The 23,347-nt window shown below is 40.9% G+C and carries 26 protein-coding genes, 1 riboswitch and 1 other annotated feature; of the genes, 13 read left to right on the top strand and 13 right to left on the bottom strand.

Translation table 11 applies throughout. The annotated features are described in order from the left end of the window. Positions 1-73 precede the first annotated feature (73 nt). Genes hisC through hisZ form a run of 9 tightly spaced genes read right to left on the bottom strand, consistent with a single transcriptional unit; the run spans position 74 to position 7,573 of the window. Positions 74-1,135, bottom strand: a complete 1,062-nt coding sequence (gene hisC / locus ACFO3P_RS07405) for a histidinol-phosphate transaminase (RefSeq protein WP_042532264.1) — start codon at positions 1,133-1,135, stop codon at positions 74-76. Beyond that, a complete protein-coding gene (gene hisIE, locus ACFO3P_RS07400; protein WP_042532266.1) occupies positions 1,128-1,760 on the bottom strand; it encodes a bifunctional phosphoribosyl-AMP cyclohydrolase/phosphoribosyl-ATP diphosphatase HisIE in 633 nt (210 codons plus the stop codon). Before hisIE ends, hisC begins: the two co-directional genes overlap by 8 nt. Next, on the bottom strand, positions 1,760-2,521 hold the full coding sequence (gene hisF / locus ACFO3P_RS07395) for an imidazole glycerol phosphate synthase subunit HisF (RefSeq protein WP_289584767.1): 762 nt from the start codon (positions 2,519-2,521) through the stop codon (positions 1,760-1,762). Before hisF ends, hisIE begins: the two co-directional genes overlap by 1 nt. Continuing rightward, positions 2,511-3,233, bottom strand: coding sequence for a 1-(5-phosphoribosyl)-5-[(5-phosphoribosylamino)methylideneamino]imidazole-4-carboxamide isomerase (hisA, locus tag ACFO3P_RS07390; RefSeq protein ID WP_042532269.1), 723 nt, complete (start codon positions 3,231-3,233; stop codon positions 2,511-2,513). Before hisA ends, hisF begins: the two co-directional genes overlap by 11 nt. Continuing rightward, positions 3,230-3,835 (bottom strand): imidazole glycerol phosphate synthase subunit HisH, encoded by a 606-nt coding sequence (gene hisH / locus ACFO3P_RS07385; RefSeq protein WP_042532271.1) that lies wholly within the window; start codon positions 3,833-3,835, stop codon positions 3,230-3,232. The genes hisA and hisH overlap by 4 nt, the downstream gene beginning before the upstream one ends. A gap of 20 nt (positions 3,836-3,855) precedes the next feature. Beyond that, positions 3,856-4,440, bottom strand: a complete 585-nt coding sequence (gene hisB / locus ACFO3P_RS07380; RefSeq protein ID WP_042532273.1) for an imidazoleglycerol-phosphate dehydratase HisB — start codon at positions 4,438-4,440, stop codon at positions 3,856-3,858. Continuing rightward, positions 4,427-5,731 (bottom strand): histidinol dehydrogenase, encoded by a 1,305-nt coding sequence (gene hisD / locus ACFO3P_RS07375; RefSeq protein ID WP_379542349.1) that lies wholly within the window; start codon positions 5,729-5,731, stop codon positions 4,427-4,429. Before hisD ends, hisB begins: the two co-directional genes overlap by 14 nt. After that, on the bottom strand, positions 5,712-6,362 hold the full coding sequence (gene hisG, locus ACFO3P_RS07370) for an ATP phosphoribosyltransferase (RefSeq protein WP_379542328.1): 651 nt from the start codon (positions 6,360-6,362) through the stop codon (positions 5,712-5,714). The genes hisD and hisG overlap by 20 nt, the downstream gene beginning before the upstream one ends. Continuing rightward, on the bottom strand, positions 6,362-7,573 hold the full coding sequence (gene hisZ, locus ACFO3P_RS07365) for an ATP phosphoribosyltransferase regulatory subunit (RefSeq protein ID WP_379542327.1): 1,212 nt from the start codon (positions 7,571-7,573) through the stop codon (positions 6,362-6,364). Before hisZ ends, hisG begins: the two co-directional genes overlap by 1 nt. Before the next feature lie 112 nt (positions 7,574-7,685). Here hisZ and ACFO3P_RS07360 point away from each other — a divergent pair, with 112 nt between their 5' ends. The 7 genes from ACFO3P_RS07360 (at position 7,686) to ACFO3P_RS07330 (ending at position 13,714) form a co-directional block, all read left to right on the top strand. After that, positions 7,686-8,474 (top strand): histidinol-phosphatase HisJ family protein, encoded by a 789-nt coding sequence (locus ACFO3P_RS07360; protein WP_193064433.1) that lies wholly within the window; start codon positions 7,686-7,688, stop codon positions 8,472-8,474. Between the two features lie 233 nt (positions 8,475-8,707). Next, entirely contained in the window at positions 8,708-9,142 is a 435-nt protein-coding gene (locus ACFO3P_RS07355; RefSeq protein WP_193064432.1) for a universal stress protein, read from the top strand. Between the two features lie 279 nt (positions 9,143-9,421). After that, positions 9,422-9,979 carry a hypothetical protein gene (locus ACFO3P_RS07350; protein WP_379542325.1) on the top strand — a complete coding sequence of 186 codons (558 nt, stop codon included), beginning with the start codon at positions 9,422-9,424 and terminating at the stop codon, positions 9,977-9,979. 377 nt (positions 9,980-10,356) lie between these two features. Beyond that, the gene (locus ACFO3P_RS07345) at positions 10,357-11,163 is read left to right on the top strand and encodes an alpha/beta fold hydrolase (protein ID WP_379542324.1); all 807 of its coding nucleotides are present in this window, start codon (positions 10,357-10,359) and stop codon (positions 11,161-11,163) included. A 171-nt stretch (positions 11,164-11,334) separates the two neighbouring features. After that, complete coding sequence (gene murB, locus ACFO3P_RS07340) at positions 11,335-12,258, top strand: UDP-N-acetylmuramate dehydrogenase (RefSeq protein ID WP_379542323.1); 924 nt, start codon at positions 11,335-11,337, stop codon at positions 12,256-12,258. A gap of 104 nt (positions 12,259-12,362) precedes the next feature. Further along, positions 12,363-12,409, top strand: a riboswitch (PreQ1 riboswitch). Positions 12,410-12,534: 125 nt separating this feature from the next. Then, positions 12,535-13,032 carry a preQ(1) synthase gene (queF, locus tag ACFO3P_RS07335; RefSeq protein ID WP_193064429.1) on the top strand — a complete coding sequence of 166 codons (498 nt, stop codon included), beginning with the start codon at positions 12,535-12,537 and terminating at the stop codon, positions 13,030-13,032. A gap of 46 nt (positions 13,033-13,078) precedes the next feature. Continuing rightward, entirely contained in the window at positions 13,079-13,714 is a 636-nt protein-coding gene (locus tag ACFO3P_RS07330) for a queuosine precursor transporter (RefSeq protein WP_042532289.1), read from the top strand. A gap of 292 nt (positions 13,715-14,006) precedes the next feature. Here the strand turns inward: ACFO3P_RS07330 and ehuA are convergent, their stop codons facing one another. Then, positions 14,007-14,777 (bottom strand): ectoine/hydroxyectoine ABC transporter ATP-binding protein EhuA, encoded by a 771-nt coding sequence (ehuA, locus tag ACFO3P_RS07325; protein WP_042532291.1) that lies wholly within the window; start codon positions 14,775-14,777, stop codon positions 14,007-14,009. A 269-nt stretch (positions 14,778-15,046) separates the two neighbouring features. Between ehuA and ytzI the strand changes: the two genes are divergently transcribed. The 3 genes from ytzI to ACFO3P_RS07310 all read left to right on the top strand — a co-directional run bounded on the left by ytzI (position 15,047) and on the right by ACFO3P_RS07310 (position 17,032). Further along, complete coding sequence (gene ytzI / locus ACFO3P_RS07320) at positions 15,047-15,235, top strand: YtzI protein (protein ID WP_379542322.1); 189 nt, start codon at positions 15,047-15,049, stop codon at positions 15,233-15,235. A 19-nt stretch (positions 15,236-15,254) separates the two neighbouring features. Further along, positions 15,255-16,580, top strand: coding sequence for a right-handed parallel beta-helix repeat-containing protein (locus ACFO3P_RS07315; RefSeq protein ID WP_379542321.1), 1,326 nt, complete (start codon positions 15,255-15,257; stop codon positions 16,578-16,580). A gap of 143 nt (positions 16,581-16,723) precedes the next feature. Beyond that, positions 16,724-17,032, top strand: coding sequence for a hypothetical protein (locus ACFO3P_RS07310; protein WP_289584764.1), 309 nt, complete (start codon positions 16,724-16,726; stop codon positions 17,030-17,032). A gap of 93 nt (positions 17,033-17,125) precedes the next feature. Here the strand turns inward: ACFO3P_RS07310 and ACFO3P_RS07305 are convergent, their stop codons facing one another. After that, a complete protein-coding gene (locus ACFO3P_RS07305; RefSeq protein ID WP_289584763.1) occupies positions 17,126-17,683 on the bottom strand; it encodes a M15 family metallopeptidase in 558 nt (185 codons plus the stop codon). A gap of 166 nt (positions 17,684-17,849) precedes the next feature. Here ACFO3P_RS07305 and ACFO3P_RS07300 point away from each other — a divergent pair, with 166 nt between their 5' ends. The 3 genes from ACFO3P_RS07300 to proS all read left to right on the top strand — a co-directional run bounded on the left by ACFO3P_RS07300 (position 17,850) and on the right by proS (position 20,845). Next, a complete protein-coding gene (locus ACFO3P_RS07300; protein ID WP_289584762.1) occupies positions 17,850-18,473 on the top strand; it encodes a glycerol-3-phosphate acyltransferase in 624 nt (207 codons plus the stop codon). A 47-nt stretch (positions 18,474-18,520) separates the two neighbouring features. Then, the gene (locus tag ACFO3P_RS07295) at positions 18,521-19,003 is read left to right on the top strand and encodes a DUF456 domain-containing protein (protein WP_042532301.1); all 483 of its coding nucleotides are present in this window, start codon (positions 18,521-18,523) and stop codon (positions 19,001-19,003) included. Between the two features lie 72 nt (positions 19,004-19,075). Further along, positions 19,076-19,330 (top strand) — a binding site (T-box leader). A gap of 78 nt (positions 19,331-19,408) precedes the next feature. Then, positions 19,409-20,845 (top strand): proline--tRNA ligase, encoded by a 1,437-nt coding sequence (gene proS / locus ACFO3P_RS07290; protein WP_289584761.1) that lies wholly within the window; start codon positions 19,409-19,411, stop codon positions 20,843-20,845. 93 nt (positions 20,846-20,938) lie between these two features. Here proS and dctP read toward each other — a convergent pair whose 3' ends face one another. Together dctP and ACFO3P_RS07280 are read right to left on the bottom strand one after the other, a co-directional pair. Next, the gene (dctP, locus tag ACFO3P_RS07285) at positions 20,939-21,991 is read right to left on the bottom strand and encodes a TRAP transporter substrate-binding protein DctP (RefSeq protein WP_193064422.1); all 1,053 of its coding nucleotides are present in this window, start codon (positions 21,989-21,991) and stop codon (positions 20,939-20,941) included. 74 nt (positions 21,992-22,065) lie between these two features. Beyond that, positions 22,066-23,340, bottom strand: a complete 1,275-nt coding sequence (locus ACFO3P_RS07280; RefSeq protein ID WP_042532306.1) for a TRAP transporter large permease — start codon at positions 23,338-23,340, stop codon at positions 22,066-22,068. Positions 23,341-23,347: the final 7 nt, after the last annotated feature.

Raw genomic sequence — 23,347 nt, 5'->3', positions numbered from 1 at the left:
ATATAAAAAGCCATTAGAGGATTTCCTCTAACGGCTTTCCATGAACCTATTCTGCTTGGTTAAAATAAATACCTTATTTTTCAATAATGTAATCTATAGCGTGTAATAGCTTCGTCATCTGTTCCTTTGTCCCAATGGAAATCCGTAAATAGTTTTCCAGCTTTGGTTTATTAAAATAGCGGATTAGGAAGCCGGCCTGCTTCAGCTCCATAAACAGTTTCTCAGCCTCTATCCCTGCCGGTGAAGCAAGCACAAAATTGGCTTGAGAAGGAAGGACATGGAAGTCTCTTTTCTCTAATTCCTGCCGAAAGTACTCTCTCGTTTTAATAATTTCGTTTCTCGTTTTTTCAAAATAAGCAGTATCCCGGAATGCTTCCATAGCGCCGGCAATGGCTAACCGGTCAATCGTATAGGAATTAAACGAATCTTTTACCCGCGTTAATCCGTCAATCAGATCTTTATGACCCATCGCCATACCTACACGGAGGCCGGCAAGCGAACGGGATTTAGACAGGGTTTGTATAACAAGTAAATTCGGATAGCTGTCTATCAGGGAAGCAGCTGATGCTTTAGCAAAGTCAACGTATGCTTCATCCACAATCACAATCTGATCAGGATTATTTTTTAAGATTTCTTCTATCGCTTCCAGCTCCATGTATAAGCTGGTCGGTGCGTTCGGATTGGGAAAAATAACGCCGCCTTCTGCGTTAAAGAGTGATGGGGGAGAGATGGTGAAATCATCCTCCAACGCCACTTCCTCTACATCCAGCTGATAAAGCTTTGCATATACAGGGTAGAAGCTGTAGGTGATATCTGGGTATTTAATGGCCTTCCCAGGTTCAAAAAAAGTCATAAAACTAAGCGCAAGCACTTCATCGGAACCATTGCCGATAAAAACCTGTTCTTTTTTTAATCCATAGCAGCCTCCAATTTCCTCTCTGAGATTATCGACAGCAGGGGAAGGGTAAAGCTGCAATTTCGTCCTTGCCTCCTCCTCAATCGCTGCAATAACGTTTGGAGAGGGGGGAAAAGGGTTTTCATTCGTATTTAATTTAATAATGGATGAATCATCTAATTGTTCCCCGGGAATATAAGGTTCCAGCTGTTCGATTAAAGGATTCCAAAATCTACTCACGGTGCTGTCCCTCTTTTTCAATATGGCGTTCGTTCAATATTTTTTTAATATCTTTGGAACTTACGCCTTGCTCCTCCATTAAAACAAGGGAGTGATACAATAAATCAGCTAGCTCATTGGTTAATTCCTCTTTATCATTATTTTTTGCGCCGATAACGACCTCCGTCGACTCTTCACCGATTTTTTTAAGAATCTTATCTAATCCTTTATTAAACAGGTACGTTGTATAAGCGCCTTCCTGCGGGTTTTCTTTACGGTCTTTGATTTTGTCGGTCAGCTCATTAACGATAGAGAATAACGGTTTTTCTGTTTCAGATAAGGTTGTTTCAAAGCAGGTCGTTGTGCCTTTATGGCAGGCAGGGCCAAGCGGCTGTACCTGGACAACTAAAGCGTCCTGATCACAATCCACTGAAATGTTTTTGACTATCTGCTTATTTCCGGAAGTTTCCCCTTTATTCCAGAGCTCCTTACGGCTGCGGGAATAGAACCAGGTTTCCCCGGTTTCTAATGTTTTTACTAAAGCAACCTCGTTCATATAAGCTAAAGTCAATACTTTTCCCGTTGCGTAATCCTGAACAATAGCCGGAACGAGTCCATTTTCATCGTATTTGATTGAAATCTCCATTATGCTTTCCTCCTCATTGGTATTCCTTGTGAGGATAAATATTCTTTTAATTCCGGAATAGGAATCTCCTCGTAATGAAAGACAGATGCAGCAAGTGCAGCATCGATACCTTCTGCAAAAACTTCTGAGAAATGCTCTATTTTACCTGCGCCGCCGCTGGCAATCACAGGGATATTGACGGCATCTGCAATTTTCTTGGTTAATTCGATTTGAAAGCCATTTTTTTCACCGTCTGCATCCATGGCATTGACAACCAGCTCGCCTGCCCCGAGTACTTCTCCGCGTTTCGCCCATTCCACTGCATCTATCCCGGTATCTTTTCTTCCGCCGTTAATAAATACATGGAACGCACCATCTGCTGTTCTTTTTGCATCAATCGAGAGCACGATACATTGACTGCCAAACTTATCAGAGGACTCCTTAATTAATTCTGGACGCTGCACAGCTGCACTGTTTACCGAAACTTTATCCGCGCCGGCATGAAGCACACTGTGAATATCCTGGGTGGTACGGATACCGCCGCCGACCATAAAAGGGATAGCAATTTCGCGTGCAACTTGTTCAACGACATCCAGAAAAATGTTTCGCTCTTCGTTGGAGGCAGTAATATCGTAAAAAACAAGTTCATCTGCTCCTTCACGGTTATAGCGGGCAGCCAATTCCACCGGATTAGCAACGTCCTTGATGTCCTGAAATTTCTTACCTTTAACGACCCGGCCTTTATCTACATCCAGACAGGGGATAATGCGTTTAGCGAGCATGATTGTCCTCCTCTACAACGTCTTCCAGTTGAATAGTACCATCATATAGCGCTTTTCCAATAATTGCCCCGTAAAGGTCAAGTGCCTGAAGGCTGGCAACATCCTCTTTTCGGGAAACCCCGCCGGAAGCAATGATATTCATATTGGTTGCTTCCTGCATCGCTTTCAGCTCCTCCAGATTCGGTCCGCGCAGCATGCCATCCTTTAAAATATCCGTATATACAATCGTTGTTAAGCCGGCTGCTTCTAATTCCTTCGCAAGGTCAGCAGCTTTTTTATCGCTATTTTTTGTCCAGCCATCTGTTGCAATATAACCATTCCGAGCATCGAGAGAAACTGCGATTTTATCTCCATATAATTGAATTGCTTTAGTGAGCATGTCCCAATCAGTGATTGCAGAGGTGCCGAGGATAACCCGGGCAGCACCGCCTTCCACGTACTCTCTAATCGTGTCCAGGGAGCGGATACCGCCGCCGACTTCAACAGGAATGGATAATGCCTGAATGGTTTTAAGGATAATTTCTTTATTTTGGGGGTCTCCTGTTTTAGCTCCGTCTAAATCGACCATGTGGAGGAAGGTGCCGCCTGCTTCCTGCCATCTTTTGGCTGTGTCCACCGGGGAGTCATTATAGGTTGTCTGCTGATTATAATCGCCCTGCTTTAAGCGGACACAGTTGCCATCTTTCACATCAATTGCTGGAAAAATGATCATGAAATCATCTCCTCATAATTTTTCAATAATGCAATACCGATATCCCCGCTTTTTTCCGGGTGAAATTGCATTCCTGTTATATTTTTATCCTGCACGATTGCTGGTACGCGTCCGCCATAATCGGCACTGGCGACCAATGTTTTTTCTTCCAGTTCATCAATTGCATAGGAATGGACGAAATAAACATATGGATTTTCTCCGAGCTGATGTAATAAGCGCTGAGGCTGATTGGATTGCAGGATATTCCAGCCCATATGCGGCACTTTGACCCTGTCTGAAATACGTTTTACCGAACCGGATAGAAGACCAAGTCCTGTACATCCGCCATTTTCTTCGCTGAATTCATAGAAAAGCTGCATCCCAAGACAGATGCCTAAAATTGGCTTGCCGCTTGCCGCTTCTTTTTTCAAAATCGTATCTAATTTGTAGCGCTGTAATGCTTCCATCGCATCCTTGAAGGCGCCGACGCCTGGAAGAATAATGGAATCCGCCTGATGGATTTCTTCCGGATCCATGGTCAATTTAGAGTTTTTCCCTAATTTATCTAATGCAAATTGCAGGCTTTTAATATTTCCTGCACCGTAGTCAATAATGGCAATCATATCCCAGCCTCCTTTTAATCTTATAGGCTTCCTTTCGTAGAAGGAACACCCTTTATGGTCGGGTCAATGGATACCGCTTCACGAATTGCTCTGCCCAATCCTTTGAAGATGGATTCAATCATATGATGTGTATTGGTTCCGTATAAAACTTCCACATGAAGGGTCACCTTGGCATGGCTGGTGAAGCCAATCAGAAACTCTTCCACTAATTCGGTATCGAAATTCCCGACTTTGTCCTTTAACCCGTCTACACGATAAACTAAAAAGGAGCGGCCGCTGATATCGATGGAAATGGAGGAAAGAGATTCATCCATTGGTGTTGTTGCTGTTGCATAGCGTTTAATGCTTTCCTTTGTTCCTAATGCTTCATTAAATGCCTGACCAAGCACAATGCCGATGTCTTCTACCGTATGATGCTGGTCTACCTCTAAATCTCCGTCACATGCGACCTGCAAATCTAATCCGCCGTGTTTGGTAAAGAGAGTCAGCATATGATCTAAAAAGCCGACCCCTGTTTTTAATTCTGATTTTCCTTCTCCATCTACGTTAAGAGCAAGGGATATATTCGTTTCTTTGGTTTGCCGTTCTTTTTCAGCTTGACGCATCGTTGTTCTCCTTTCGAATTCGAATTGCATTGGCGTGGCCGGTTAAGCCTTCCGCTTCAGCAATTGTGATAATGGTATCAGCATAATCCAGCAGCCGTTCCTTTGAATAATGAATGGTGCTCGATTTTTTCATGAAGTCATACACACCGAGCGGGGAGGAAAAGCGAGCGGTCCCATTTGTCGGCAGCGTATGGTTAGGGCCAGCAAAATAGTCACCTAAAGGTTCGCTGGAATACGGACCGATAAAAATAGCTCCAGCATGCTTAATTTTCTCCACTTGTTCTTCCGCATTATTTCCCATTAATTGCAGATGCTCCGGAGCAATCGTGTTAATTAATTCGATTGCTTGTGCTTCATCCTCGCAGATAATAATTTTTCCGTTTGTCTGAATCGATTCACGGATAATAGCTGCCCGCTCCAGTAAAGGAATTTGCCGCTCAACCTCTTTTTGTACTTTCTCTGCATAAGCAGCATCTGTTGTCACACAAATTGAGGCAGCATCCTCTGCATGTTCCGCCTGGGATAATAAATCAGCGGCAACGTAGGAAGGAGGGACGGTATTATCAGCAAAGGCACAAATCTCACTTGGACCTGCAATCATATCAATGGCAACATCGCCAAACACCCATTTTTTCGCACGGGCGACAAATGCATTCCCGGGTCCAACGATTTTGTCAGCTTTAGGGAGACTCTCTGTTCCATAGGCCAGAGCAGCAACAGCCTGAGCGCCGCCAATTTTGAATACCTGATCCGCACCGGCGATTTTTGCTGCTGTCAGTACAACAGGATCAATCGTTCCGTCGGGGCGGGGAGGGGTTGTAATCACAACCTGCTCGACACCGGCAACGACAGCTGGAATCACATCCATTAATACCGTGGAAGGATAGCTTGCTTTTCCTCCGGGAACGTAGACTCCGACACGCTCCAGCGGGGTTATTTTTTGACCAAGACGAATGCCGGGCTGCGGGCTGAACTGAAAACCTTCTTCTTTGGTTCGTCGCTGGTACTGGCGAATGTTTTCCGCAGCTTCTGTTAATGCTTGAAAGAGAGCTGGCTGTTCAGATTTTACTTTATCAAAGGCAATATTCCATTCCTCATCAGAAACGAGCAAGGAGGATAAATCAGCTTTATCAAATTTTTTAGTATATGCAAACGCTGCTTCATCACCGTGCTCCTGTACAGCACGGATAATTTCCAAAACCTGCTCATCTAAATTTCGCTGCATCAGCTGTGTTGCTTTTTCAGTATTTACTGCATTTTGTTTATATGTTTCATAACGGAGAATTTGCATTTTTCTCAATCACAACCTGTTCCAATTTTTTTAGTACATCTTGAATTTCTTTTGAACGTGTTACGAAGCTTGCTTTATTCACAATAAATTTTGTACTGATGGTTTCGATATCTGCTAATACCTCTAATCCATTTTCATGCAGGGTGTTTCCTGTCTCGACAATATCAACGATGTAATCCGCAAGTCCAATTAATGGCGCCAGCTCAACGGATCCATTGAGATGTACGGTCTCAATTGTCTGATTACGTTTGTCAAAAAATTTCTTGGCAATATTCGGATATTTGGTGCCAATCGTTAACGACTGATTATCAGGTAGAGAGACTCCTTTTTTTCCGGCGACAGAGAATTTACATTTTCCAATCCCTAAATCAAGAATTTCATAAACATCTGCTTCTGTTTCAATAATATTATCTCTGCCGACAATCCCGATATCCGCAGCGCCTTTTTCAACATAAATCGGAACATCCATCCCTTTTAAAAAGATTAACCGTAATGTCTTATCTTTATTAAAAAAAACGAGCTTACGGGTTTTTTCATGAAACCCTTCAAAATGGATTCCTGCTGCTTCTAGTAAATCAATCGATTGCTTTGCAGGGCGGCCTTTGGCTAAAGCGATAGTTACTGGCTGCATCATTTAACGTCCTTTCTAAAATACCAATCTAGTAATTCCTGATTTGTCTTAAACACTGCTGCTTCTTTTTGTTTACTATATACTATCTCTTCGGATTTTACGAGTATCTCCGGTGAATCAGAGCGATTTTCCTTTTTATCGAACGCCTTTACAATGACTGTCTGATTTGCTTCCCGGAACAATTCGGCGAGTTGAAAAGCATGCTGGCGTTCAGAAGCTTCATAACGAAGCTGGATTATCTCAGCTTCTGTAAAGATGCCAGGGAGCAGGTCAACAAGCAAATCAACCTCAAAAGCAAAGCCGATTGCCGGCGTTTCCTGATGAAAGGAGCGGGTTAAATAATCATAGCGTCCTCCCATCATAATGGGCTGGCCAAGCCCCTCCGCAAAGCCCTGAAAGATAATGCCGGAATAATAATTCATATGGTTGATCAGGCCAAGGTTGATCGAAATATAGGAATCCACCTGATAATCCTGGAGAAGCTGGTACACTCTTGATACATAGTCCAGTTCTTCACGCATCTTGTCTGATGAGATAATATTCTCCGCTTCATCGATAACAAAGCTTGCATCTCCGTATAACATTGGAATTTTACGAAGCTTTTCAATTAAGGCAGCCTCCAGTCCCAAGTCTTTTAAAAAGGGAACAATCTCCGAGATGTTTTTCGACTGAATATATTGATCCAGTTCTTTCTGCTGCATGGCGTCCAGGTCAGCCTCGCGTAATAATTCTTTATAAAAAGCAGCATGACCAATTTCTATTTTAAAAGAAGGAATCTCTAATTCTTTTAAGCTGGTTACAGCTAATGCAATCAGCTCTGCATCAGCTTCCGGCGTACGTTCTCCAAATAGCTCTACACCTGCTTGTGTGCGGGAGCGTTCTTCTGTCGTGGAACGGAAAATATCCAGCACATAGGAGAGGCGTCCGGTTGCTACTTCCTCCTGCAAATTGGTATAATGTCTGGCAATCGGGATGGTTGCATCCGGCCGCAGTACGAGCACTTTTCCAGAAGGGTCGATCAGCTTCAGCATATCGGCTGTATTGACGGTCCCTTGAACATCGTTATATAAATCATAATTTTCAAAAACGGGTGTCTCCACCTGCTGATATCCAAATTTAGAAAAGCGGCCGGTTAATGTATGGATAACATGACGTTTTTTTGAAAATTGTTTCGGGTAAAACATGTTATGAAGCAGTTGTTTATTTCTCATAAAATTCTCCTTCGTATTCAACACTTTATCAATTTAATGCTTTATCTAATTAAAGTTATTTAGTATTATAGTAATGTTCAGAAAAAAAGTCAATGAAAGGAGCATAACTTTTATGTACGATTTTCATATGCATTCAAGCTTTTCGGCAGATTGTGAGGCAGAGATGGAGGAGATGGTTCAGGAAGCAATAAACAAAGGGATGGAGGAAATTGCGTTCACCGAGCATTTAGATGTGGACTACCCGGATAAGGAGTGGGATTTTAGCTTTGATACAGAAGCTTATCAAAAAAAATTAGAAGGGCTGCGGGAGAAGTATCAGGACAGGATTAAAATCCGCAAGGGAATTGAGGTAGGTGTGCAGCCGCATGTGCTTAAGGAAACTTCCGATTTTATTGAACGGCTGGATCCGGAATTTATCATTTGTTCCATGCACTCTGCGAATAAACAGGATTTGCATTCCGGTGAATTTTTTGAAGATAGAACCGTAGATGAAGCATATCGTATTTATTTTGAAGAGTACTATGAATGCCTGAAAAATTTTAAAAACTATCATATTTTAGGCCATCTTGATTTAGTCAGCAGATATGCCTCTGGGGGCTGGGAGCATGTGCCGCAGGATATTATGGAAGAAATATTAAAACTGGTTATTTCAGAAGGCAAGGGAATCGAATTAAACACATCCGGCTATAAATATGGCATGAATGCACCGCTGCCAAGTAAAAATTTATTGCGCTTATACCGTAAGCTTGGCGGAGAAATTATCACATTAGGTTCTGATGCGCACCGTCCGGAAGAGATTGCTGCTCATTTTGAAGAGGCTAAAGAGATATTAACAGATTGCGGTTTTTCTTATATATGCAGTATGAATGAAGACGAGGTCCAATATCACTCCATAAAATAAAAAGGCAATTCAGCGGGGGTGGCTGCAAGTAGAACTAATTGGTCGTTACTGACTGTTAGAACTTCCGCAATGAAACACCGTATTTCTTGGTTTAGGAGTCGGGATTCTTACAGTCAGTTACACTGCGTAAATTAATGACGCTTTTTCAACACTTCTATTGAACATGTAACCGTTTTAACAGAAATGTGTTACGATAATAGTAGGAATATAATACGAAATAGGGAGGAATAGGGATGAGTATGAATGTATTAGTAGCTTATGACGGCTCCGACCTTAGTAAAAAAGCAATAGAAGAAGCCAAAGAGCAGGTGAAACTTGCTGAAGATGCCGTTGTACATGTTGTTACCGTAATCTCCAATGGAGGGCCAACGGTGAATGCCGCTCTTGCCCGCACTTTTATGAATGATTTGGCAGAGGAAGCGCGCCCTGCCATCCAAGAAGTATATAATGATCTGGAAGCGGATGGGATAACATGTGAAACAGAGGTTTTGATAGATTATTCTTTCCGTAATCCGGGTTATAAAGTAATTGAATATGCCAAAGAGAAGGAAATAGATTTAATCGTTATAGGAAGCCGGGGGCTTGGCGGAGTAGGAAGGCTTCTTCTTGGCAGTGTCAGTACGCAAATCGTTCATCAGGCAGCGTGTAAAGTGCTTGTTGTGAAATAAAGGATAAATAAAAGTCTCAAGCTCCCAGGATATTTGTTCGTGGGAGCTTGAGACTTTTATTTATAAGGGTTGAATCAGGTTTCAGGCCATTTTTGCCCAAACGATTAGTGGAAGCAGAAATCATATCATTCGATCAGCGTAGTATGGCAGCATATTTTCATGTCTATGAAGAATAGTACCTTAAAAAAATCACTTGACCACTAAAAGGCATCTATGTATAATTTTAATCGTAATCGTTACGAAACGTAATCATTACGCATTATGGAAGGAGTGTTTTTTATGAAGAAGTTTTGGCAATTAGGAATTATATTAGGCTTAATTAGTTTCCTGTTTATAGCTGGCTGTCAGTCCGGAAATGAAGAAGCAGATAATCAAGATGAAGGGACAGCCAGCCAGGAAGAGCCAGAAGGAAATCATGAAGAAGAAGAGCATAACCATGATTATGATGACGAAGCGGTTTCCTTCGAGGATGTGCCGGAAAATATCGAAATTGAAGGGTTATCCGACCATTACCATACAGGCGATGTTTTTAAATTAGAGGCAGTAACAGAAGAGGAAGATTTGGATCATTGGCACTGGTACATACGTGATTCTGCTGAAGAGGAATGGACGGTGGCAGAAGATCAATACGGGGATTCTTATATGGGTGATGCAGAAGTAGATGGACAGGAAGTTCTTGCGGTTCTTTACGATGATGATCATAATCCAGTTGCCAAGTCTCCGGTTACAGAAATTACGATTGACGACCATGAAGGCGAGGATCATGAGCATGAAGATGGTGAGGAAGGCGATCATGACCACGATCATGAGCATGAAGATGACGACCATCATCATTAATCATATTATGAATAGAGGGCAATAAAGACTTATAAGCAGAAATGAATTATCGGACGGGATATTTTTATGAACGGATTGCCCAATAATGATTGAAAGCAAATAGAATGCTGTTTAAAAAGCAGATTCTATTTGCTTTCTTTTTATAGATACCCATGGCGGAGGAATGAACAGAGGGCTTCCTGCAGGTACTTATTTTTCAATCATTATTTTCTTAAAATTTGTATTTTAATTCCTGATAAAAAATATGCCAATGAAGTAAAAAAATAAACACATAAAGTAGAAGAAATGGTGTTCCAGCAAAGGAAGGATGTTATAATAGCTATGTACTTCAGAGCATGAGATGTACTTAGATTTACAACAGAAATTGAGGGAAATAAATGAGAAAGAAGATTGCAGGTATTGTCCTGGGTCTCCTGGTTATCTGCGCCATTGCAACAGGTATTTATTTTTACCAGAACGATGAAACGCAAGCAGAGGAGTATACCGGTGCACCGACGATTTTTATACATGGTTATAAAGGAACGGAGAATTCATTTGGTCATATGCTTGACCGTTTTGAAAATATGTACCAATGGGGAAATAAAGGATTTATCTACTATGTGACAGAGAACGGAGATATTGTCGATTATAACTTAAATAACGGGAGATATGCGCCCATGTTTGTACAGATTGTTTTAGAGGATAATCGTGCAAGCTTTGAGGAAAGTACAGAATGGATTGCGGCAGTGCTTCTTCATCTAAAGGAAAATTATCGAGTGGAGGAAGTTAACCTGGTCGGACATTCTATGGGCGGTATTCTTGCTGTGAAATATACGATGGAATATGCAAGGAATGACTATCCATCTGTTAATAAACTTGTAGCCATCGGCAGTCCATTTGATGGTATTTATAATGAAAGATATTTTGAAATTCATCAAGATGCAGCTGCAGAAGATTTGAAACCCGATTCGCATGCGATAAATATGCTGCAGCAGAATATGTTTCCTGCGGATGTGGATGTTTACAGCATTGCCAGTACAGGTGATTCCGTTGCTGTTCCGGAAAGTGTGAAGGCACTGAGGAGTATGATACCCGAACAAAATTTCAAAGAGACGATTATTGATGACCCGCAGCTGACACACAGTGCCCTGCACGAAAGTATGCAAATTGATAAATTGATTCATAGCTTTTTGTGGCAAGATTAAAGTGAATCAACTACAATGGTATAGGATTGATTTATCAAATGATCTTACTTCAGTTATGCGGAAATGCTCAACTGGAGTAAGATGAATGCCTGTTTTTAACAAAGTAGGAAAAGAATGAGAATATAAAGGTCAAATAGAGAAAAGATTTTGACAAATTAAAGGAATGATAGCATGAATAAATACCATCATCTTTATGATCAATTAATTCAACATACGAAAAAAGAGAATGTATTGATGAATGAGCCGATTAGAGAACATACGTATACGAAATTAGGCGGGGAAGCGGATTTTTACATTACTCCGTCCACTTACGAGGAAGTGCAGGCGATTATTCGCTTTGCTAATCAGGAAAATGTCCCATTTACAATGCTTGGAAATGGTTCTAATCTGATTGTGAAGGATGGCGGCATCCGCGGGATCGTTATGAACCTGCAGCAGCTGTCAGCTATTTGGAGAGAAGAAGATAAAGTTATCTCTCAGAGCGGAGCAAGAATTATTGATGCTTCCCGTTTTGCTTTAAATGAAGAGCTTGCCGGTTTAGAGTTTGCCTGCGGTATTCCAGGTTCCGTCGGCGGAGCGCTATATATGAATGCAGGTGCATATGGCGGAGAAATTAAAGATGCGCTGGAAAGTACGGTAGTTGCGACAAAGGACGGCGAACTGCTGACATTAACAGCAGAGCAATTAGATCTCAGCTATCGCACAAGTAACATCCCGGACAACGGTTATATTGTGTTGGAAGCAACATTCGCGTTAAAGCCCGGGAACAAAGAAGAAATTAAAGAAATGATGGATGATCTTACATATAAAAGAGAATCCAAACAGCCGCTCGAGTACCCGTCTTGCGGCAGTGTGTTCAAACGCCCGCCCGGTTTTTTTGCCGGTAAGCTGATCCAAGACTGTAATCTTCAAGGGAAGCAAATTGGCGGAGCAGAAGTCTCCACAAAGCATGCCGGTTTTATTGTAAATAAACAAAATGCAACGGCTTCCGAATATATTTCCTTAATTCAATTTGTTCAAGCGACGGTAAAAGAGAAATTTGATGTGCAGTTAGAGCGGGAAGTGCGGATTATTGGCGAGGATGTGGAAGGATAGCCTCATGGCACAGGTTCTGGCTGTGATAGAGGATGGCTGGGATAAAAAGAAAATTTGACATGCCTTTTATCTATTCTTATAATATGAAGTGTTATTTTAAACTTCAGGCAGAGGTTCTTAGCTTAAACCCTCTATAAAAAACTAAGGACAACTTGCGATTATCAAGCCGTGTTCCTTGGGAGCACGGCTTTTTCTATGTGAGGAAGTTTTGAACTGCAAGGTAATAGAAAATAACTGATTTCTGTTATCGTAATATATCTAAAGGAGGTGACGAGTATGGCAGGAAGAAGTGAGAAGGATCTTCAAGGAATTGAATTGCTGGGGAATAAAGAAACGAAATATGCGTTTGATTATACACCTGAGATTTTAGAAACATTTGATAATCAGCATCCAAATCGTGATTATTTTGTGAAATTAAACTGTCCGGAATTTACAACGCTTTGTCCGATAACGAATCAGCCGGATTTTGGGACGATTTATATCAGCTATATTCCAGATATCAAAATGGTAGAGAGTAAGTCTTTAAAATTATATTTATTCAGTTTCCGGAATCATGGTGACTTCCATGAGGACTGTGTCAATATTATTATGAACGATTTAATTGAGCTGATGGATCCGCGTTATATTGAAGTAAGAGGAAAGTTTACGCCCCGCGGAGGTATTTCCATCGACCCGTATTGCAATTATGGAAAAGCGGGGACAAAATTTGAAAAGATGGCAGAAAACCGGTTAATGCAGCATGATATGTATCCGGAAAAGATTGATAATCGATAGAGGGAAACTAAGATCCTTGCACCTTTGAAGAGAAGGGAACAGGAGAATGTATATTTATTTCACTGCCGTTTTTGTCGGCCTATTATTATTATCGAATATTTTGTCGGTTAAATTATTTGAAATGGGAAGTATTGTATTGCCCGCTGCAGCGATTGTATATGTGATTACTTATTTGATGACGGATGTCATTGGGGAAGTTTATGGAAAAAAGGCAGCTCGGAGAACGGTCCAGGCTGGTTTTCTCACACAGGTGCTTGCCATGGTATTTATTTATATTTCCATTCAGCTTCCGCCGGCTGCCGATTTCCAATCACAGGCTGCCTTTGAAGAGATTTTTAATGGGAGCTTCCGGATAATTTTAGCAAGCCTGGTTTCTTATTTTGTCAGCCAGCACCTGGATGTTTCCATTTTTCATACGTTAAAACAGCGGCATGGAAGGAAAAAGCTGTGGCTGCGTAATAATTTATCAACGATGACGAGCCAGCTCTTTGATACCGTCCTATTTATTACGATTGCTTTTTGGGGCGTTGTCCCGACATCTGTTTTACTGGGAATGATTGTCTCGCAATATATTTGGAAGTTTACCGTTGCAGCGGTTGATACACCATTTGCGTATCTGCTTGTCCGCTGGGCGCGAAAATATGAAGAAAAACATCAGTCGGAGTTATTGAAAGCTTCCTGATGAAGGAGAGGAAGTTTCATAAATTCTTATTTTGCATAACAGGAAAAAACCAGTCAATCCGGCTGGTTTTTTTAATACATTCGTAATATACGAAATCCTTTGCTCCCCTAAGAGCCTTTTCCTCTTATATTATTGCCTTTACGGAATATTTTTCCTTTAAATTATAAGTGAAACTTCAAAATTAAAATATTGATAGGTAACCCATTTGAACCCGTTTAACCAGAAACATAAAATATCTATAAAAACCTCAGCCGAAGCTAAACATGGCTGGGGAGGATTAAATATTTTTCGCTCACCCTCTAAAACGCTGCAAAAAGGATTGAACACGAGGGTTCTCTGAATGCTCGATGACCTCACTTGCTGCACCTTGCTCTGCGATAACCCCTTCATCTAAAAAGAGTACCTTATCCGCTATATCCAGGGCGAAGTTCATTTCATGCGTGACAAGAACCATCGCCATATCATCATTTTCTGCAATATCACGAATAACATTTAGCACCTCTCCGACCAGCTCCGGGTCAAGTGCAGAGGTAACCTCATCAAATAACATGATTTTAGGACGCATCACAAGGGCACGGGCCATGGCTACCCGCTGTTTTTGTCCGCCTGAAAGCTGACTTGGATAATTATCCAGTTTACTCCCGAGTCCTACACGCTCCAGCATTTCTATCGAGCGCTTTTTTACTTCGTTTTTTACTTCGTTTTTCACATGCATAGGCGCTGTCATACAATTTTCTAAAATCGTCATATGCGGAAATAGATTGAAATGCTGAAATACCATTCCAATCTCACCGCGAATAGAGCGCAGATGATTTTCATTCGCATGCATCCATTTTCCGTTCTTCTCCATTTTCCACAAATTGCGGCCGTCTACGATAATGTCTCCAGATGTTGGCTGCTCTAATGTCATCAGCATCCGGATAATTGTTGTTTTCCCTGATCCGCTTGGACCAATGACAGCGACTTTTTCACCTGGATATATATCTAAATCAATCCCCTTCAATATCTCCACATTCCCAAAGGATTTATGAACATTTTGATAGGTAACGATAGGTTCTGGCATTATTGTATTGCTCCTTTGCACGCATTTTTTATTTCAACTTACTAAAAAAGAAACTTCTATCATAAAGAGATTTCCGAGTGATTCTCCGTGATAAACTTTAATAACATACATACTAGAGTTTATACTAAGTCCCAATATGGTACAAGCAAAGGGGAGTAAGTGGTTTCTTATATTGGAGGCGCAGTAACTTACAGCAAAATAGAAATTAATTGAAAAGGCATGCATAGTTTAATAGGATAGAATATAAGAAAAGATGATGGAGGTATATTATGGGGTCCTATATCGCAGTAATTGCTATTTCGGTCATTGTGGTTGCAATGGTTATTATTTTATCCTTGGTTACATTATCAAAAGGGTATGGCTATAAGCATAAAATAGATCCGCTTCCTGGTGAAGAGGAGAAGAAGAATAGCGACGGTAACGGCAATGAGGAGAATCAGAAAGAAGAAAAGAAATAAGGTTATCTAGGAGAAAGCCATGAAGAGTATGGGATTATTTATGATTGCAGCATGTGCAGCTGCCGGTGTTTTATTTACTGTCTGTTCGCTGTATTCTACAAACCAAGTAATTTATGTAGCAATGGATGGAAACGATCAAAATGAAGGTACATTGGAGTCTCCCTTTCAGACAATTGCTAAAGCCAGCTCGGAAGCGGAGGCGGGCGCTACTGTATATATTCGGGAAGGGACGTATAAGGAGCCGCTGATCGTCCAGCACAGCGGCACGAGGCACAAGCCAATCTCCTTTCAAGCGTTTGAAGGGGAAGAAGTTATTATGGACGGCGAGAGTTTGAATACTGTGGATGGAAACCGTGCACTTGTTGTTCTGGAGGATAAAAATTACATAAATATAGAAGGATTGACTATCCAAAATGTAACGACAGATGCAATGGATGAAACGGTAATGGGGCTTTTCATCAGCGGTTCCAGCAGCCATATTACAGTGAGAGACAACTTTGTCAAAGGAATAAAAACGTGGCATGAGGAAGGGAACGGACACGGGATTGCGGTATATGGTACGGATTCAATGAAAGATATAAATATCATAGATAATATCGTTGAGGATTTAAAGTTAGGTACCAGTGAATCGATTGTGTTAAATGGTGATATTGACGGGTTTACGGTAGATGGAAATAGCGTTCAGTTCAGTGATAATATTGGAATCGATCTGATAGGATATGAAGGTGTTGCCAATAATCCCGCTGCGGATTATGTCCGTAATGGGACGGTCCAAAATAATACAGTCCACCATATTTCCTCTTCTACAAATCTGGCGTACGATGGCGAGTATAGTGCGGCGGCTATTTATGTAGATGGCGGAAAAGATATCCTGATTAAGAAAAATGAATTATATGAGAATGATATAGGTATTGAAGCTACTTCGGAACATGCCGGGAAATATGCGGAAGGTATACAAATTATAGATAATCTGATTTCAAATAATTATTACACTGGAATTGCTATTGGCGGCTATGATGAAGAGAGAGGCGGCACTCGTGATACGCTGATTACGAAGAATATCCTGTATCAAAACGATACGAAAGACTTAGACGGCGGCCAGCTTCTGGTGCAGTATAATGTGCATGATAATGAAATAAAGGAAAATGAATTCACTGCCGGTCCATCGCGTATTTTTATTGCGAATTTCTTTCAGGAAAACAGAGATAATCGTTTGATTGAAAATATTTATTATAGAGAATCAGAAGAAGAAGGCATCTGGATTTGGAAGGGTGAAGAATATCGTTCTTTTTCTGCATTTACAGAGGCTTCCGGGGAGGAAACCTCGCAATATATTGCGGAATAAAACGGGCTGTATTGTCTGTTTTAAAGGGGCATCTCCTGCTGTGAAAAACAGACGGTAATCCAAGCCATATTTTTTCCTAATCCAATAGAGAAGTTTTAGACCTCCCAAAATAGGTAATATTTTTATAAAGGAGGTTTCCAAAGATGGCACGAAAGAAATACTATGTAACAGTGGATACGGAGGAAATCCGAGAGGTTTCGCTACCTGAAAACGGAATTGAGTATGAAATATATGCGACACCGGAAGAGGTAAAAGAAGTGGAAGTTTTATTTGCCAGAAAAGAAAAAAATGCAAAGGATGCCGTTAAATTCGTAGGAAAACCATTTGATGAACAGCCTGTCGATGCCAAACGAGATAATTACGAGGGAGATTTGATTGCCCTCTACCGCAAATTATATGATATTGGAACTGATAAAACCAAGAGCGAAATCAAGGAACTTCGTCTGTTTTAAAATAGAATGATAAAAAGAAATGCAGGCAGAAACTTTTTTTCTGCCTGCATTTCTTTTTGTGAAATATATTCGAATATAATAAATCAGACCATCTTATTCTTCTTCAACAGGAGGACGGTACCCCTGCTGCAACTCAGAAATGCTCAAACCAAATGTCATTTGCAGATGCGGGTAATCTGTAAAGCTATTAAAATCTCCGCCCCATTCAAAACCTAATTCCTTTGCAATGTCTGCAACTTCAAACCAATCAGACTCTCCATTGTTATTTCCATCATAATGGATATCCCAAATAACCTCTCCATCATGATTACGAATCGCATAATCGACAGCCAGCCCATAATTATGATAGCTTTCCCCGGCTCTGGCATGGGTAACAATATCTTCTTCATTTTCTCTGCCTCTGGCGTACAGTGTTTCCTGCTCTTCCTCTGTACGCAGACCATCTGTAATAACGACCTCTATATCTATATCATCTGCACGATCAATTAACGTATCCACCGCTTCTTGGACATCGGGATGAAGTTCTGATACTGTTTCTTCTCCATCCACTCTTTCATAAGAAGGGGTTGTCTGCTCGTAAAGCCAGAACAGCAAACCTATAAAAAGAATAATGGCAATCCAAGAAAGCGTAAAATGCTTTAAAGCTTTCATTCGATATTTTGGGCTCCTTTAAAAAGAATCTCTAGCTCTATCATAACATGTACGGGCTTTTGGTGAAGGATTGAGCAGTTAGCGAAATCTGGCAGTTTTGCAAATTGATTTCTTCGCTGATCTAGACATATAATGAGATAAACTTGACAGAAATGGAGGGAAAACAATGTATTATTACCTCATCAGCTGTTTGATTGGCTATATTTTTGGCTGTATTCATGGATCGCAAATCGTTGGCAAGATAAAAAAGCGGGATATTAAGGGGGAAGGCGTAAAGAATGCCGGAGCATCGAATACAACGATTCTGCTAGGCTGGAAATATGGGATTGTTGTTGCGCTTATCGATATTTTTAAAGCGACACTTGCCATTTTGCTTGTTCTCTTTATTTTAAATGAAGCGGGAATGTCGGCTGAGAGAATTTCGCTATCTATTTATTTGACGGCTTTATGTGTTATTATTGGTCATAATTATCCAATTACGATGAAATTCAGTGGCGGTAAGGGCACGGCATCGTTAATAGGCGCACTAATTGCCATTGATTGGCGGGTTGCATTAATTGGAATTGCTATCTTATTATTCTTTACCTTTGCAACGGACTACCTTGTTATTGGTGTGCTGTTTATGTATCTTTCCTTTTTAATTACAACCTATTATTTCTTTGGGAATGGACCTGCGCTGGTAGTGATTTTTTTAACATTGTTATGTATATACAAACATATGGAAAATTATCGCCGTATTCTATTAAAAGAAGAGACCAGGCTATCCAGTATGTTTAAAAAGAGTGCTTAAAGAGAAGGATTTAAAAAGGAAGTTTTTTAAGAAGGAGCGTGGACGAATTGGATATTTTATTATGGATTATCATTATCCTATTATTTATCGCAAGCTTTCTAGGAATTATTTTCCCAATGATTCCATCAGTTATCGCGATTTGGGGCGGATTTTTAGTCTATTATTTCTTTATAAACAGTGACTCCCTGACCTGGTGGTTTTGGACAGGAATGATAGTTATCACAGTTATTCTTTTTGTAGCGGATATTATCGCCAACAGTTATTTTGTGAAAAAATTTGGCGGGAGTAAGGCAGGCGAAAGAGGAGCTGCGGTTGCTGTTATTGTCGGATCATTTATTACACCGCCATTTGGAATTATTTATGTGCCATTTTTTACGGTTCTTGCTATTGAAATGATACAGCGCAGGACAGCAAAAGAAGCAATCCGCGCGTCGATTGGTTCTTTTTTAGGGTTTTTAGGCGGATCGGTTGCGAAAGTAGTATTGCAGCTAATAATGATTGCCTGGTTCTTCATTGCAATTTGGTTTTAACTGGACAGCATATATGAAAAAAATCGTCAGCTTCTTGACTTTCATCAGTGAGAACTATATATTAAAAGCATAGTTGAAATGTTGACGGAGAATAGTACGTTGTAAATGTCTAACACAGAGAGAAAAAGAATGCTGAGACTTTTTCTTAGACAGACAAGGGAACCTGCCTTCTGAGTTCGCCATATAAGGAGTTCTGCTCTGAAATTGGCGCGGTTTTGGACCGTTATCCAATAAAGTGTATATATATGCTGGACGCGTCTATAAAATAATAGATGGCAGCTTATATATAAACAAGGGTGGTACCACCACTAAACCTCGGTCCCTTTTTTTTGGATGGAGGATTTTTTGCGTTTACATGGAAATTTCAAATAATAGAAGAGCAAAATAAGAAAGAGGTGCTTACTTTTGGGTAAGAAGAATAAGCAATTTGTAGAAAAAATTACAGCGATGGAGAATGATTTCGCACAATGGTATACAGACGTCGTCAAGCAGGCGGAGCTTGTGGACTACGGTCAGGTTCGCGGAACGATGATTATCAAGCCATATGGCTATGCAATTTGGGAAAATATCAAAGATGAATTAGATCGTATGTTTAAAGTAACAGGGCACACCAATGTGGCCTTCCCGCTTTTTATTCCTGAAAGCTTACTGCAAAAAGAGAAGGATCATGTAGAAGGATTTGCTCCCGAGGTTGCCTGGGTAACCCATGGCGGAGATGAGGAATTAACAGAACGTATCGCCGTGCGTCCAACCTCTGAGGTGCTTTTCTGTGATTATTACTCAAAAAATATCCATTCTTATCGTGATTTGCCAAAGCTGTATAATCAATGGTCTAACGTGGTTCGCTGGGAAAAAACAACACGCCCGTTCCTGCGTTCTTCTGAATTTCATTGGCAGGAGGGCCACACAGCGCATGCGACAGATGCCGATGCGACAGAAGAAACAAATCGGATGCTTGAAATTTATGCCAAGCTGGTGGAAGACTATCTAGCAATTCCTGTTCTAAAAGGAAAGAAAACAGATAAAGAAAAATTTGCCGGAGCTGAATTCACGTTAACGATTGAAGCGTTGATGCATGATGGAAAAGCCTTGCAATCCGGTACTTCTCATCATTTTGGTTCCGGATTTGCAGAAGCATTTGACATTACGTACCTGGATGAAAACGGTGAAAGCCAATTTGTGCATCAAACTTCCTGGGGATTATCTACCCGGATTATGGGTGCATTAATTATGGTACACGGAGACAACCGCGGATTAGTAGTGCCTCCAAAGATTGCTCCGACACAGGCGATGATTGTACCGATTGCGCAGCACAAAGAAGGCGTACTGGACAAAGCATATGCCTTACGTGACCAGTTAGCTGATATTGCCCGTGTTGATATTGACGGCAGTGATAAAATGCCGGGCTGGAAATTTAATGAATATGAAATGAAAGGTATCCCGGTCCGTATCGAAATGGGGCCAAAGGATATTGAAAAAGAACAGGTTGTTCTTGTCCGCCGTGATACGGGAGAAAAAGAATTTGTCGCCTTAACCGATGTAGAAGAGCGTCTGGCTGCCTTATTGGATGAAGTACAGGCAAACCTTTATAAACGTGCGCTGGAACATCGTGTAGAGATGACACATACTGCGAAGGATATGGATGAATTTAAAACAGAAATCGAAAAAGGCGGATTTGTCAAAGCAATGTGGTGTGGAGATGTTGCTTGTGAAGAACAGATTAAAGAAGAAACATCCGCAACCTCCCGCTGTATCCCATTTGAACCGGAAAGCGTATCGGAAACATGTGTATGCTGTGGTAAAAAAGCAAAAGAATTAGTTTACTGGGCCAGAGCTTATTAATCATAAATAAACAGGTGAGACAAATCTCAGCCTGTTTGTGTAAGAAATAATAAGCACCCGCTTTTACATAAAGTTAAAAGCGGGTGTTCTCTATTACTCACCCATTACATCCGCAATTTCTTCTTGCAGCTTATCGAAAATATCCTGATCGATATCGGATACTTCATCACGATAATATTGATGTACAGGCTCTGCAACCTCTCTAAATTCTTCAATCTGTTCATCTGTTAATTCAATGATTTCTGTCGGACTATCCGTATCTGCTTCAATCGCATTGATACCCTCTTGGTTTTGCGCCGTTTGCTCCTCAAATACCCAATTCTGCATTTCTGCTACCGTTTCGTCGACTACTTCTTTCACATTATCATCCAAGCCGTTATACCAATCTGTATTCACTGTTGTCATGGCAACATAGTTATTATGGTTAGAGACGGTAACGGTATTCTGTACTTCATGGAAGCTCGCTGATTGAATAAAGAAAATGGGATTTTCTTGTGCATCTACCGTTCCGCGGTCCAGTGCTGTATATAATTCATCCCAGCTTAGTGATTGAACAGTTGCTCCATAAGCAGCATATGTTTCACGCATAAGCGGTGATTCCTGAACACGAATGTTTAAACCGCTCCAGTCGTCAGGAGATTCAATCCCGGCGTTACTGGACCAAGCCATTGCTCCTTCTGTCCAGTAAGATAGCGGAGAAATACCATGTTCTTCATACTTGGCACGTAAATCCTGATTCAATGCTTCACTATTTGTCAATACTTCCTGTACCTGCTCTTGATCAGAAGGGAAGAAATAGTGCAGAGAGAAGATTTGTCCATCTTGTACCTGGTTCCCGGTGAAGCCTGGAGACATTACAGCCAGCTCAACTCCGCCCTGCTGAAGTAATTGGGCTTGATCCACTTCACTGCCCAAAGCACCGAACTCCAGCGGTTCAACGGTAATCGCTCCATCTGTTTTTTCGCTGATACGGTTTGCGAATTCCGCGGCGTATTCATATTGAACCTCGCCTTGAAGCTCTTCCGTTACAAACTGCCAAGACTGCTCTTCAAATTCTCCATTGCCGGTATCTCCATTACTTTCTCCATCATCGCTTCCTCCGCACGCTGCTAATAATAAGCTGAGCGCTATAATAGAGGAAAGCATCCATAGAAATCTCTTGTTTAAAATAATAAATACCCCCTAATTTTTATATATAAAACAGAGATAAACCTGTTTTATTAATTAATAAGTACTAATGATAATTGCGGGAAGAAAATTAATAGCACACCAATGAGTAATAAAATCAAAATATATGGCGGTGTACTTCGAATTACTTCCAAGTATGGTTTGTTAAATACCGCACTAGCGGTAAATATATCTACGCCAAATGGCGGTGTTGCAGAGCCTAATGCTGCCTGGAAGGTAATAATAATTCCAAGGTGGATGAGGTCTACTCCTGCAGTTTCTGCTGCCGGTATAAATATTGGTGTTAATACGAGAATCACAACAATCGGATCAACAAACATACAGCCTATAAAGAAAAAGATACTGACAACAATAAGTACATAAATAGCACTTGGATCCGTTCCTAACACTGCTTCGGATATTTGCTGCGGAATTCTGGCGTACCCAAGCACCCATGAGAATAATTGACCGCCGGCTACCAATACAAATACGGCTGATGTAACTAGCCCGGTGGAAAGGGCAATACTCGGAATCTTTTTTAATGGAATGGTCCGGAAAATAAAGACTTCTAGAATAAATGCATAGAGTACCGCAATACCGGATGCTTCTACCGGACTGAATATCCCTGTATAAATACCGCCGACTATGATTACTGGAAAGGCTAAAGGAAGTAAAGCTTTACGAAAAAATTTCCAGCGTTCTCCCCAGCCCTGGCGCTCAGCAAGCGGAATATCCTTTGCCTTTGCATAAATCACACTATAGATGGCAAAAGCGAGAAAAACCATTATCCCTGGAATAATTCCGGCGATAAATAAATCACCGACAGATACACCTGAACCTGCTGCTAGAGCATAAATAATCATGCCGATACTTGGCGGAATGAGCAGGGCAACATCGCTTGCGTTAATAATTAATGCAATTGCACTGGAATCTTTATATCCCGCCTTCAGCATTCTGTCCCGCATCGGACGCCCGATTGCTACCACGGCTGCTTGGGTGGAGCCTGAAATTGCCCCGAATACGGAGCACGCAGCTGCAGTCGTTACAGCATAACCACCGCGAATATGACCAATAAAGGAACCGATAAAATCTAACAATCTATTCGATGTTTTCCCCGAAGTCATAATATCTGCTGCGAATATAAATAAAGGCACACATAGTAAAACAGAAGATGAAATTCCTGTTAGTAACTGTCCCATCAGTAAATCCATATTTAAATTTGGATTAAAGATAAGCATCACAACAACAGGGGCTAACATTAATGGAATCATCATCGGAAAATTCAAAAATAGTAATACAATCATTATCGATAATAATGTCGCTAACATAAGTTTT

Origin of the sequence: Oceanobacillus aidingensis (assembly GCF_042654105.1) — a bacterium.
GTDB classification, from domain to species: domain Bacteria; phylum Bacillota; class Bacilli; order Bacillales; family Amphibacillaceae; genus Oceanobacillus; species Oceanobacillus oncorhynchi.
The sequence above is the reverse complement of the archived record's forward strand: the minus strand, read 5'-3'. Positions and strand labels throughout refer to the sequence as shown.